At 36.1% G+C, this 13,436-nt stretch carries 14 protein-coding genes; 2 read left to right on the top strand and 12 right to left on the bottom strand.

Going from position 1 to position 13,436, the window contains the following annotated elements; translation table 11 throughout:
* Positions 1 to 93: 93 nt before the first annotated feature.
* Entirely contained in the window at positions 94 to 1,653 is a 1,560-nt protein-coding gene (locus tag ABD792_RS15075; protein WP_345007115.1) for a PhoX family protein, read from the top strand.
* 265 nt (positions 1,654 to 1,918) lie between these two features.
* Complete coding sequence (locus ABD792_RS15070; RefSeq protein WP_345007113.1) at positions 1,919 to 3,730, top strand: cytochrome-c peroxidase; 1,812 nt, start codon at positions 1,919 to 1,921, stop codon at positions 3,728 to 3,730.
* 126 nt (positions 3,731 to 3,856) lie between these two features.
* Here ABD792_RS15070 and rimO read toward each other — a convergent pair whose 3' ends face one another.
* From rimO to ABD792_RS15010, 12 genes are all read right to left on the bottom strand, one after another.
* Positions 3,857 to 5,161: a 30S ribosomal protein S12 methylthiotransferase RimO gene (gene rimO / locus ABD792_RS15065; protein ID WP_345007112.1), complete on the bottom strand. Its 1,305-nt coding sequence runs from the start codon at positions 5,159 to 5,161 to the stop codon at positions 3,857 to 3,859.
* Between the two features lie 70 nt (positions 5,162 to 5,231).
* Positions 5,232 to 5,660, bottom strand: a complete 429-nt coding sequence (locus ABD792_RS15060) for an SRPBCC family protein (protein ID WP_345007110.1) — start codon at positions 5,658 to 5,660, stop codon at positions 5,232 to 5,234.
* A 55-nt stretch (positions 5,661 to 5,715) separates the two neighbouring features.
* Complete coding sequence (gene ftsY / locus ABD792_RS15055; RefSeq protein WP_345007109.1) at positions 5,716 to 6,669, bottom strand: signal recognition particle-docking protein FtsY; 954 nt, start codon at positions 6,667 to 6,669, stop codon at positions 5,716 to 5,718.
* Between the two features lie 275 nt (positions 6,670 to 6,944).
* Complete coding sequence (locus ABD792_RS15050; RefSeq protein ID WP_199114623.1) at positions 6,945 to 7,094, bottom strand: DUF4295 domain-containing protein; 150 nt, start codon at positions 7,092 to 7,094, stop codon at positions 6,945 to 6,947.
* A gap of 48 nt (positions 7,095 to 7,142) precedes the next feature.
* Positions 7,143 to 7,325 (bottom strand): 50S ribosomal protein L33, encoded by a 183-nt coding sequence (gene rpmG / locus ABD792_RS15045; protein ID WP_042242510.1) that lies wholly within the window; start codon positions 7,323 to 7,325, stop codon positions 7,143 to 7,145.
* 25 nt (positions 7,326 to 7,350) lie between these two features.
* A complete protein-coding gene (gene rpmB, locus ABD792_RS15040; protein WP_027136933.1) occupies positions 7,351 to 7,587 on the bottom strand; it encodes a 50S ribosomal protein L28 in 237 nt (78 codons plus the stop codon).
* Between the two features lie 81 nt (positions 7,588 to 7,668).
* On the bottom strand, positions 7,669 to 8,922 hold the full coding sequence (locus ABD792_RS15035) for a competence/damage-inducible protein A (protein WP_345007105.1): 1,254 nt from the start codon (positions 8,920 to 8,922) through the stop codon (positions 7,669 to 7,671).
* 5 nt (positions 8,923 to 8,927) lie between these two features.
* On the bottom strand, positions 8,928 to 9,269 hold the full coding sequence (locus ABD792_RS15030; RefSeq protein ID WP_345007104.1) for an Hpt domain-containing protein: 342 nt from the start codon (positions 9,267 to 9,269) through the stop codon (positions 8,928 to 8,930).
* Complete coding sequence (locus tag ABD792_RS15025; RefSeq protein WP_345007103.1) at positions 9,270 to 9,881, bottom strand: fumarylacetoacetate hydrolase family protein; 612 nt, start codon at positions 9,879 to 9,881, stop codon at positions 9,270 to 9,272.
* 69 nt (positions 9,882 to 9,950) lie between these two features.
* Positions 9,951 to 10,727, bottom strand: a complete 777-nt coding sequence (locus tag ABD792_RS15020; RefSeq protein ID WP_345007101.1) for an exonuclease domain-containing protein — start codon at positions 10,725 to 10,727, stop codon at positions 9,951 to 9,953.
* A gap of 104 nt (positions 10,728 to 10,831) precedes the next feature.
* On the bottom strand, positions 10,832 to 12,163 hold the full coding sequence (locus tag ABD792_RS15015) for a dihydrolipoamide acetyltransferase family protein (protein ID WP_345007099.1): 1,332 nt from the start codon (positions 12,161 to 12,163) through the stop codon (positions 10,832 to 10,834).
* 89 nt (positions 12,164 to 12,252) lie between these two features.
* Complete coding sequence (locus ABD792_RS15010; protein WP_345007097.1) at positions 12,253 to 13,353, bottom strand: glycosyltransferase family 2 protein; 1,101 nt, start codon at positions 13,351 to 13,353, stop codon at positions 12,253 to 12,255.
* Between the last annotated feature and the right edge of the window lie 83 nt (positions 13,354 to 13,436).

Genomic DNA, 13,436 nt, shown 5'->3' with positions numbered 1-13,436 from the left:
ATTCATAGAGACACTGTTTTTTCAAAAATAACCCTATTTTTTGAATTATGATGTATTACGGATATTCAAATAATTTTAAATAAAACTTTAGATATGAAAACTTTTAACAAACTGATTTTACAAATACTATTCTTTTCAGTTCTGTCATTAACAACCACTGCCTGTCAACCCGAAGATGGGAAAGACGGCATAAATGGTATTGACGGAAAAGACGGAAAGGACGGTGAAGACGGTGAAGACGGTGAAGATGGAAAAGACTTTGTTCCAGAACCCACCATGTTCTCAAACAAATCTCCATACGAACCTCTAGTGGCTATTGCTCCACAGTTTAATTATGTTACCGCTTACTCAATAATAAGCACTCCCGATGTTATTGATGGCAATTTTCAATTAGCCGGTTCTGCTGATGGTGCTGGTTTTTTAAAAGACGGCGATGAATATATATATGTTGTAAATTGCGAGGACAGCTATGCTGTAGCCAGAATACGATTGGATGAAAACTTAATGCCTATTTCAGGAGATTACTTGCTAAACTCAGGGGTAGCCGACTTTGCCAGACAATGTTCGGCCACGATGTGGGAAAAAGACATTCATGGTGGCGACAAGGACTTGTTTTTATCTGCTTCAGAAAGCATTAATTACGACGTTAAGGGCATTGATCCTTGGGTTGAGACCCCTACACCTACTGCCGACTTTGGACTGGATGCTTTAGGCGAGTTTTCTTGGGAAAATGCCACACCTCTTCCAAAAGATGCTTACTCTGGAAAAACCGTTATCATTGGTGGAGACGACGATTCTAGCGGTTCTGAAGGACAGGTAACCATGTACTACTCCGAAAACGGCGATGCCGATTTAACCAACGGAAAAATATATGTTCTACGGTTTAAGCAAGTATCAGATGGTGCTAATGGTATTCAAGATGTTGCTGCCAACACAATATATAACGAAAGTAGCTTAGACTTTGGTAACACTTACGATGTGGAATTTGTTGAGATTGCTAATGGTAAAGACCTTACCAAAAGTGAAATGGAAACTGCTTGTATGGATGTATATGCATCGCAATTTATGCGCGTTGAAGATGTTGATTACCAAAAAGGTAACGATACCAACGGTAGAAATGTATTTTTTGCCGTAACAGGTAGAGGACCTGGACGAGGCACATACAACGACTGGGGGACTGTCTACAAGTTAGAGTTGGATGAAACAAATCCTCTAGCAGGTAAATTAACACAAATCGTTAGTGGAAATACAGACACAAACAACATGGACGGGAATTTGCCTGAACTTCAAAGCCCCGACAACATTTGCGTAACCGAAAACTTTGTGTATATCCAAGAAGACCCTAATTCGTTTAACAGAGGCCATGCTGCTCAAATATACCAAACTGATATCAACGGAAACTACCCCAGTAAAGTATTAGAACTGGTTGTTAGACAAGATCTCGCTCAAAACAACAGCACTGGTTTAAGTGGTGAGTTTGGAGCATTAGTAGATATATCTGATAAGGTTGGTGTACCAGGCACTTTTATCCTAGCATTACAACCCCATTACTGGAGACATGATGATTTTAAAGATTTAGATGGGCATACTAATTCTTCTTATGAAGACAACCAAGCATCTCAAATTGTTATTTTAAAAGGTTTACCGAGATAAACCAAACATAGTTTCAGTTAAGATAAAAGGTCTCCATTTTCGAATGGAGATTCTTTTGTTTTAAAAACATTAATGACTGTCTGTTATGTGTCATGATGCAAAAAAGCAGTTTTTTGCCATTCCGATATTTTGACAAACTCAATACAGGCTTTGGAGGAATCGCTTTCGCAATCAAAAGATTCTTCACTTCGCCATGCTCCGTTCTGAATGACAGCGCACAAATTATTACTAATAACGGATAATCAATAAAACATTTCTGTTAAACATGTATACAACAATAAAAATTACAAATATTCTTCTACTTGCAATCTTTTTAACTAATTGCAAAAAGAAACATTTGGATCGAGTTCCCGATTGGGAAACGACGCGATCGTATTATTTAGACCACATATCACAATCTATCTCCTATTTAGACAGCTTAAAAGCTGTTGGTTTTCAAAGCAAAGAATCAAAACTTTATTTTATTAAAGCCCGGGAGGCCTTTAAAAAAGCAGAACCTTATGCCGCTTATTTAAACCCAGAAGTAGGCCATAGGGTTAACGGCCCTGCCCTGCCCATTTATAAAGAAGATAACGGTAAGATATTAAAACCTATAGGCTTCCAAAAGATAGAAGAAAGCATATATACAGAAGAAATAACCCATGCCGACTTTCAGCATGAAATCTATGTTACAAAAGGCTTATTAAACAACCTGAAAAAGGGTATAGAAAAAAGAACACTCACCCCGCAACGTTTCTTTATTACAACACATCAGCAGTTATTTAGAATCGTTAGTTTAGGCATATCCGGTTTTGACACACCTGTTAGTCACCTAGGTATTAATGAGAGTAAAATTTCCCTTGAAAGTTTAAGAAGCGTTTACAACCTCAGCATACGTAAGCTTATAAAAGACAACAACTTAACTTTGGACAGCACCTTTATGGAAAACATTACAAAAGCAGTTAAATTCATCGAAGGGAACACCAATTTTGAAAGCTTTGACAGGTTTGCATTTACTAGAGACTATATGAACCCTATTACCAGAAACTGGGTAGAAATAAGGAAGTCTGTAGCTTTATGGACGCCAACAAATACAGAACCGTTTAATTTTGATGCACCGACATTTTTTGAAAAAAATACGTTCAACCTCAATTATTTTACGCCAGCTGTCAATAAAAACCCAACAAAGGAACAAATTGCATTGGGAGAAAAACTGTTTTTTGACACCAAACTTTCCAATAATGGCTCCATGTCTTGCGCAACATGCCATATACCCAACAAGGGATATGCAGATGGTTTAATTAGTAATTTTGACAATACTGGAAATGCACTACAACGCAACACGCCTACCCTTATTAATACAGCTTTTCAAAAAAGTTTCTTCTGGGATGGCCGGTCTGAAACTATCTTAGACCAGGTTTCCTCTGTTTTTACAAACCCAAATGAGTTCAATGCCAATATTCACCAATTTTCCGACACTATTTTAAAGGACAGTACTTATGCCCCTCTTTTTAAAGATGCATTTGGACATATTCCAACCAAAAACACCGAAGTAGTTAAAGCCATTGCATCTTACATTTCTACACTTAATGGATTCGATTCTAAATTTGACAAAAACATGCGTGGTGAAGAAGATACTTTTACCGAAGAGGAGATAGCGGGCTATAACATTTTTATGGGCAAGGCCTTATGCGCTACCTGTCATTTTATCCCATTGACCAACGGTACAGTCCCTCCATTTTTTAATGAAACCGAAAAAGAAGTTATTGGTGTCCCAAAAACAAAAGCCAATGAAGAATTGGATGAAGATCTTGGGTTTTACTGGAAATTCAATGAACCGCTCCATTATGGCATGTTTAAAACACCTACTATTCGTAATGCCTCATTAACAGCACCGTATATGCATAATGGTGTTTATAATACATTAGAAGAGGTTATGGACTTTTACAATAAAGGCGGGGGTGCTGGCCTGGGCTTTAATTTAGATCACCAGACGCTTCCTTTTGAGTCTTTAGAATTAAAACCCGAAGAACTTGCCAGTTTGGTTTCCTTTGTTAAAACCTTGACGGATGATCGCGTTACAAATGCCAACTATTAAATAAAGAATTTCTTGAAACGAACTATCCCCAAGGCTGAGCCTCGAGGAATTCTCTTCTATTAAACACACAAAGCTTGGGGATTTCCCAAGCTTTGTGTGTTTAACTCTATATTGTAAACTATCCTATTAGTTCACTACTTCGGCATATAAATCGAAATCGGCCGCTTCTGTAACTTTAACAGTTGTAAATTCACCTGTTTTTAAATAGGTTTTGGTTGCATCTATTAAAACCTCATTGTCTACATCTGGCGAATCAAATTCGGTACGCCCCACAAAATAGTTACCTTCTTTTCTGTCGATAACCACTTTAAATTCCTGACCAATTTTTTCTTGGTTCAATTCCCATGAAATTTGGGATTGTATTTCCATGATCTCATTTGCACGCTCCTGTTTAACTTCCTCTGGTATATCATCTTCTAAATTATAGGCATGTGTGTTTTCTTCATGCGAATAAGTAAAACACCCCAAACGTTCAAAACGCATCTCTTGTACCCAATCCTTTAAGGTTTGAAAATCTTCTTCAGTCTCTCCAGGATATCCAACAATAAGCGTGGTACGAATGGTCATGTTTGGTACCGCTTTTCTAAAATCCCGGAGCAATTTCGTGGTCTTTTCCTTTGTTGTGCCCCTGCGCATACTTTTTAATATTGGGTCGCTGGTGTGTTGCAATGGGATATCGATATAGTTACAAATTTTAGGTTCGCGATTCATAACCTCCAAAACGTCCATTGGAAATCCAGTTGGAAACGCATAGTGCAAACGAATCCACTCAATGCCTTCAACTTTTACTAAAGCCTCCAGTAATTCGGCAAGGTTTCTCTTCTTATACAGATCAAGACCATAATATGTTAAATCTTGCGCAATAAGAATCAATTCTTTTACGCCTTTGGCAGCTAGTTTTTCTGCTTCCAGGACTATTTCTTCAATGGGTGTACTTTTATGCTTTCCACGCATTAAAGGAATAGCACAAAAACTACAAGGTCTATCACACCCTTCGGCTATTTTTAAATAAGCATAGTTCTTTGGCGTCGTTGTTAAACGCTCTCCTATTAATTCGTGCTTGTAATCGGCTCCCAGAGCTTTGAGCAAACCAGGAAGTTCAGTGGTTCCGAAATACTCGTCTACATTGGGAATTTCTTTTATCAAATCTGGCTTGTAACGTTCGCTTAAACATCCTGTAACAAACACCTTATCGACTGCTCCTTCTTCTTTTTTTTGAACGAATTCCAATATGGTGTTAACACTTTCCTCTTTGGCATTATTAATAAATCCACAGGTATTAATAACCACAATATTACCTTCCTCTTCGTGAACGACTTCTTTTCCACTTGCTTGAAGCTGTCCCATTAACACCTCACTATCGTAAACATTCTTACTACAACCTAGTGTTACGACGTTTATCTTATTTTTCTTAAGGGATTTTGTGCGCATATCTTTTGTAAATCAGGGCGCAAAGATACGTAATGCTTATGGATAATTAGTTACCAATAGCTCTAATTGGTCAACTACGCTTTTCAAAAGGTACAACAATACCTCCTTCTATATAATCTTTTAACCCCTTAAGCAATAATGCCCAACTGAATGAGGAATGCTTAAAATGGTCGTTCTGATAGGGCCAATTAATATGACTAAATCTAACTAAAGTCTGATTGTTTCTTATTTCCAAATCAAATCCAAAAGTTGTTGGATTCCAATCTGCATCGGCCTTTGTCATTTTAAAATGCATTGATATATTGGGCTCTAATTTAGAAACCATACAATACCAGTTGTATTTATCTGTAAAATTCAAGTTATAGACAGCATCTAGCTTAGGTTCTCCAGAACTTTTGAGTGTCCACCAATTATTGAGATGATTTGGTTGTGAAATTGCATTGAACACCTTTTTATGGGAAGCATTTATAACAAAATTATGGTATATAGCAAAGCTCACAACGGATATAATTTACTTAAATACTGAAATCCCTATCTACAGAGAAGTGATACGTTTACTTAAAAAACGAATCTACAAATTCATATTTATTGAACACCTGAAGGTCTTCAATACCTTCTCCTACTCCTATATATTTCACAGGGATTTTAAACTGATCGCTAATACCAATAACCACACCTCCTTTAGCTGTACCATCCAACTTGGTTACGGCCAAGGAGCTTACTTCTGTTGCCGCTGTAAACTGTTTGGCCTGTTCGAAAGCATTTTGCCCTGTAGAACCGTCTAATACCAACAACACATCGTTTGGAGTTCCCTCTACCACTTTTTGCATTACACGCTTTACTTTGGTGAGCTCGTTCATCAAATTTACTTTATTGTGCAATCGTCCGGCAGTATCTATAATAACAACGTCTGCATTTTGATTTACGGCACTTTGCAAAGTATCGAAAGCCACAGAAGCCGGATCGCTTCCCATAGATTGTTTTACAATAGGTACGTCTACACGATCTGCCCACACTTGAAGTTGGTCTATTGCAGCTGCCCTAAATGTATCCGCAGCCCCAAGAACCACATTGAGTCCTTGTTTTTTAAATTGATAGGCCAATTTGCCAATTGTCGTAGTTTTGCCTACACCATTAACACCAACTACCATAATAACATAGGGCTTTTTATCTTGGGGAATCGTAAATTCTGTTTCTTCTCCCAAGTGTGTTTCACTTAACAAACCTGCTATCTCTTCCCTTAAGATTTGATTAAGTTCATCGGTGCCCAAGTATTTATCTCTGGACACACGTTCTTCAATACGTTCAATTACTTTTAAGGTTGTATTAACACCAACATCACTAGAGACCAATACTTCCTCAAGGTCATCTAATACTTCATCGTCTACTTTAGACTTTCCAGCAACTACTTTACTTAACTTTCCAAAAAAACTGGTTTTAGATTTCTCCAAACCTTTATCTAATGTTTCTTTTTTCTCTGATGAAAATATTTTTTTAAAAAAACTCATTTTTTAAAATTATTTGTTGATGTATTATTTACTCGATAATCGAGATTTTAATGCTGCATAACTTGTCTCAAATCAAAATGTTTTTCTAACAAATGCTCCTAGAACACTCTCTATATAGTTTGTTCCCAATAAATATTGGAAGTTTCCATTAAACAACCAAGGGAGTTTATAAACTCTATACCATTTGCCCTTAAGACGATGCACAAATATAAAACAAAAGCAGCTTCCATTTGGAAAGCTGCTTTTAAATATCGTAATAAAAAAGGTCTAACAGACTACTTTTTTAAAAAGTCGTTAACTTCGTCTGGGCTCATAATAGATTCTACAAACATGTAAGCTCCTGTTTTTGGAGACTTAACCATTTTTATTGCTTTTGTTAATCTCTTTGACCCTGTCTGTAATGATGCTACTGCTTTTTTTGCCATGACTCTATGCGTTATTTGACATTTTCAATAAAAACGAAAATATCTATATTATTTAATCTCTTTGTGAACTGTCATACGCTTTAATATTGGGTTAAATTTCTTTAACTCCATTCTATCAGGCGTATTTTTCTTATTTTTTGTTGTAATATACCTAGAAGTTCCCGGTTTACCAGACTCCTTATGCTCAGTACATTCCAATATTACTTGTATTCTGTTGCCTTTCTTTGCCATTTCTTTTACTTATTAAATACAGCTATTATTTTAAAAACCCTTTAGACTTAGCTTCCTTAATTGCTGCAGAAATACCTATTTTATTTATAGTTTTTAAAGCAGATGTAGAAACTTTTAAAGTTATCCAGCTGTCTTCTTCTGGAATGTAAAAACGTTTCTTTACTAAATTCGCATTAAATTTGCGTTTAGTTCTGTTTAATGCATGAGACACGTTGTTACCAACCATTGCCTTCTTCCCTGTAAGTTCACAAACTCTTGACATTATCTATAACTTTAAATATATTTTGTTATTTAAAAACGAGGTGCAAATATACAAAATCTTTATTTTATGACAACCAATTTGTTATCTATTTTTTAAAATTTCTTTTAATAGTAATTCTAAAGCTTTATGCACCGACTTATTTACAACTTTAGTACGATGGTTTCCTAAGTTAAATTTCTCTGAATAAACCTTATTTTTTGTCGCTATAGCAATGAAGACATCTCCTACTTCTGCATCGCTATCACCTTTTGTTGGACCGGCATTACCTGTAGTAGCGATAGCAAAATCGGATTTAAACAGTCGAAGTACATTTTGTGCCATAGACTCAGCAACTGGGGCACTTACTACTGAATGGGCTTCAATAAGTTCTTCTGGCACACCTAAAAGATCTACTTTAGACTGTGTTGCATAGGTTACCACACCACCTTTAAAGTATAAAGACGCTCCAGGCTTCGATGTAAAACATTTAGCCAAACTACCTCCAGTACAACTTTCGGCTATTGCCAAGCTCATTCCTGTTCTAGTAAGCTGTCGAGCTATAATAACTTCTAAATCGCCTTCCTCATCTTCTAAACCAAAATAGACATCTTTAATCAAGGGGATAACTTTATCTATTTGATCTTGAACATCTTTTCTTATCTGGGATTCATCAAAACCTTTTGCGGATAAGCGCAACCTCATTTTTCCCAAACTTGGTAAATAAGCCAATTTAATGTGCTTTGGCAAAGCATCTTCCCATATAGCAATTCTATCTGCCAAGGTGCTTTCCCCCAAGCCGTAAACCAACATGGTTTTGTGAAGAATAAACGGAAAGTGAAATTTGTTTGTCAGTTTGGGAATGACTTCATTTTCTATTAAAGCCCTCATTTCGAAGGGCACTCCCGGAAGTGACACGAATACTTTTTCTCCTTTTTCAAGCCACATACCTGGAGCCGTGCCATACCTGTTCATTAACACCTTAGCCTTTGATGGCACCAACGCTTGATCTTTGTTTACTTGCAGTAGTGTTTGCCTTGTATAGTTTTTCCAGATGGATTCAATATTTTCAAGCACTGAAATATCTCGAACCAGAGTGTCGTTAAAATACTCTGCAATGGTCTTTTTGGTGATATCGTCTTTGGTTGGCCCCAGCCCTCCTGTTATAAGTATGATATCGGCATGGGTTTCTGCTGCTGCCAGTGCATTAAGAATATGCTCTTTATCGTCTTGAACTGAGGTAATTTGGAAGACTGAAACCCCTATTTTGTTAAGTGCTTTCGCTATGAATGCCGAATTAGTATCTACAACTTGCCCAATTAAGAGCTCATCTCCAATCGTTATAATTTCGGCTAGCATCTTTTTTACAAATTAAAGTCTGACTTTATTTCGGCAATAGCATTGTCTACCGCATTCATAACAATTTCTAACTTAGGAGTAATATCTAAATCTCTTTTTTCAAATTTCCCCCAATCTTGTACTTCTATCAAGTCATCAAGTATGCCCAATTGAAACAAATCTACAGTAGGCTTCATTTTGTGTGCAGCCTGATAGGCATTATGGCAATCGCCTTCTGCCACTGCTTTTTTTAATCGTTCGGCATCTTCCGATACTTCTTCTAAAAATGTTTCTGCCAAGGTTAAGATGAAATCCTCATCATTATCAGCTAATTCACGAACTCTATCTAATTTGTAATAATTTCCCATTTATTTAACTGTTATTGAAAACATTTCTTTGTCTTCTATGAATCCTTTTAATTTATCGTTGGCATCAACTTTACCAACTCCAGCCGGAGTTCCAGTAAAGATAATATCTCCTATCTTTAAAGTAAAATATTTTGACACATATTCTATTAATTCATCAATTCTCCAAAGCATATGGCTTGTATTTCCTGATTGTACAATTTTTTCATTCTTTTTCAAAGAAAATCCAATTGCATTAACATCTTCAAACTCACTTACGGAAAGCCATTTACCCACCACAGCTGAACCATCAAAAGCTTTCGATTTTTCCCAAGGCAGTCCCTTTTCTTTTAACTCGCCCTGCAAATCTCTAGCTGTAAAATCGAGTCCCAATCCTATTTCACTGTAGTATTTATGTGCAAATTTTCTATTTATGTATTTCCCTACGCGATTAATCTTAACCAATACTTCAACTTCATAATGCACATTATTTGAAAAATCTGGAATAAAAAATGGTTGTTTTTTTAGCAAGATAGCCGTGTCTGGTTTTAAAAACACTACGGGATCGGTAGGTTTTTCATTTTCCAGTTCTCTTATATGCTCCGTATAGTTTCTACCTACACAAATAAGCTTCATTTATATTAAAATTTAGGTTTTTGGAACGTATCTGTTTTTAAACCAACTTCTACGTCTGTTCTTAGAAAACTAACTTAATTTATTATTAAGACTCCTTAGCTTGATAGCTGTAAGTACCTTTTTTGTATACAAAGGAAAATCGGCATTGAGCAACCATCCAAAATAACCAGGTTCTTTATCGAGTACCTCAGTAACAAGTTTTCCTTTATGCTTACCAAAAGAAAAGCACTCTTCTCCTTTTTTGTTGTAAGCAATGAATCCTGCAAAATCGGCAAAGTTCTTCCTAGAACTAAATTCAGCCAAAAACTTAGTATTGTTTTCTATCTCATCATATTTTTCCACTTGAGCCTTTAATACTTCGTAAGTTGCTCTGGTATCTGCTTCTGCACTATGTGCTCCATCTAAGTCTTTATTACAATAGAACTTATAGGCTGCGCTTAAAGTACGTTGTTCCATTTTATGAAAAATGGTTTGCACATCTACTGCAACACGACTTTTCATATCAAAATCCATTTCAGCCCGTAACATTTCTTCGGCCAATAAAGGAATATCAAATCTATTCGAATTAAAACCACCTAAATCGGAATCTTTAATCATATTATGAACCTCTTTTGCCAGCTCTTTAAATATTGGCTTATCCGCAACATCAGCATCGGAAATCCCATGGATTGCAGTTACTTCTTTTGGGATTGGCATTTCTGGATTAACCAACCATGTTCTGCTTTCTTCTTTTCCATCTGGGAACACCTTTAAAATTGAAATTTCCACAATTCGATCTTGCGATATATTAACTCCTGTTGTTTCTAGGTCGAAAAAACAAATTGGTTTATTTAAATTAAGTTGCATCTACTAAAGTTTAAAGCGGTAAAGATACTAAATTGAAAAGTGTAGGAAATAAAAATCCAGCCCTTTTAGGCTGGATTTAACTTTTCTTACAATCATGTATGGTCTTAAATCTCTCTTTTCACATCCCATGCTTCGAGATAATCTTTTACAGCTTTAACAAATTGCCCCCCAAGCGCCCCATTAACAACACGGTGGTCATAGGAATGCGACAAGAACATCTTATAACGAATACCTATAAAATCGCCTTCTGGTGTTTCTATAACGGCAGGCACTTTTCGTATAGCTCCTAATGCCAATATACCTACTTGTGGTTGATTAATGATTGGCGTTCCCATTATGCTGCCAAAAGTCCCCACATTAGTAACAGTATAAGTACCGCCTTGAATATCATCTGGCTTTAATTGATTGATCCTTGCGCGATTAGCCAAATCATTAACTTGTTTGGTCATGCCTACCAAATTAAGTTGGTCGGCATTTTTTATAACAGGTACAATTAAATTACCATCTGGCAAGGCTGCTGCCATGCCCAAATTGATATTTTTCTTCTTAATAATGGTATCGCCCTGAACAGAAATGTTCATCATTGGATAATCCCGAAGTGCTTTGGCAATAGCTTCCATAAAGATAGGTGTAAAGGTTAAGTTCTCACCTTCTCGTTTCATAAAACCATCTTTTACCTTTTTCCTCCAGTTCCAAATGTTAGTAACATCTGCTTCAATAAAACTTTGTACATGGGCAGAAGTTTGTACAGACTCTACCATATGATGCGCTATAATCTTACCCATCCTGGTCATCTCTACAACCTCATCCTCTCCACTTGCCACAACTGGAGTGACTGCATTTTTTTGAGGTATCAAATCTCCTTTGTTGTCTGAAACGGCTTGAACTTCCTTGGTTTCTTTCTGCGCAGAAACTTCTCCTTTAGCCGCACCTTTATTTTCTATATAGGCTAAAATGTCATTTTTAGTGACACGCCCATCCTTACCACTACCTGTAAGTTTATCCAATTCTGCTTGCGAAACCCCTTCTTGCTTAGCTATATTTTTAACCAACGGTGAATAAAAACGCCCAACTCCTGAACTTACTGGAGCAACTGTTTCTTTTGCCACCGTAATGACTTGTTCCACTTGTGCTACCACTTCTTCGTTAGGTTTTGATTCCTCCTCTTTGGTTTCCTCTTCACCATCAACATCCCCTTCGGTCTCTATAACAGCTATTACCTGACCAACTTGCACGACATCATCAACACTAAACCGTTTTTCTACTAAAACACCATCTACTTCACTAGGCACCTCACTGTCGACCTTATCTGTAGCTATTTCTACAACTGCTTCATCAAGTTCTATCGTATCACCAACATCTTTTAACCAAGATGTTATTGTTGCTTCTGCAACACTTTCTCCCATTTTTGGTAACTTAAGCTCAAATCTTGCCATATCAATAACGTAAAACTTGTTTTTAAATTTTCGTTTGCAAAATTAACGAAAAAACATTGTTTTTTTTAAATTATTTACAAAATACCTTATTAAAACAATATAACCTCTCCTTTACTAGCTGCATTGTTACTACCCAAAACAAAATTAGCTTCTTTAGGCATTATTTTGTAAGTCACAGATTTACTTCCATTTCCATTTTCCATCATATTAATAACTTCTTTATAACCAAGTACGTTTGTATCAAAAATCACCTCTGTATCATCATTAACACCTTTTAAATATGATGACAAAACTACTTCCTTTGACAAAACAGCCTGTAATTTATTATCCATTTTATTTGACATCAATATATATTTATCTACTTGTTTTGCCTTTCTTGCTTTTGGTAATCTCCCAAAAAAGCAAGCTATTTTAATTCCCAACCAAACAAGCATATCGAAAAGCAAATTTCTTTTAAAATGTTTTTCGTAAAATATTTGCATAGCCCCATAAAAGCGCTGTGTGTAATATTTATCTCTTAATGTACTTTCTCCTTTAAAGTGAATAACCGTAGTACCTCCATAATAATAATTACGGAATCCATACCTTAAAACTTTATATGACAAGTCGATATCTTCGCCATACATAAAATAATCTTCATCAAATCCTCCCATAGAGACATAAAGTTCCCGTTTCATAAACATAAATGCTCCTACTAATACATCTACTTCCCCAACAGCATCTTTATTGAGATGACTGGCATAGTAATCCTTAGTGCTCCCTAGCAGTTTTTTGAAAGCCCTTTCAACAAATGGCACATTACGTTTACTTTCAGGCAAATAATGCCCACTTCCATCAATTAATTTGCATCCAACAATTCCAAGCTGTTCTTTTGATTCAGAAAACTCCAAAAGTTTCACAAAAACATCTTCAGGCACGACTGTATCTGGATTTAAAACACAAACATAATCACCTTTGGCTCTTGAAACGCCTATATTATTTGCTTTAGAAAACCCATAGTTACCTGTATTCTTTACAAGTATGACGTCTGGAAACAAATGTGTCACCATATCGCAGCTATTATCGCCCGAATTATTATCTACAACAATAATTTCTGCATCTATGGTTTTAACTGCTTCTTGAACACTTTTCAAACAAAGTTCCAAGAAGTATCTAACATTATAATTTAGTATAACAATTGAGAGCTTCACGTATTCAATAAATGTTTTTAAAAGATCAGTCGCATTTTAAAACCACTTAATTCCTCCACCGTAAAAGGTTTGGTCTTACACAT

The organism is Snuella lapsa (assembly GCF_039539345.1).
GTDB classification, from domain to species: Bacteria; Bacteroidota; Bacteroidia; order Flavobacteriales; family Flavobacteriaceae; genus Snuella; species Snuella lapsa.
The sequence above is the reverse complement of the archived record's forward strand: the minus strand, read 5'-3'. Positions and strand labels throughout refer to the sequence as shown.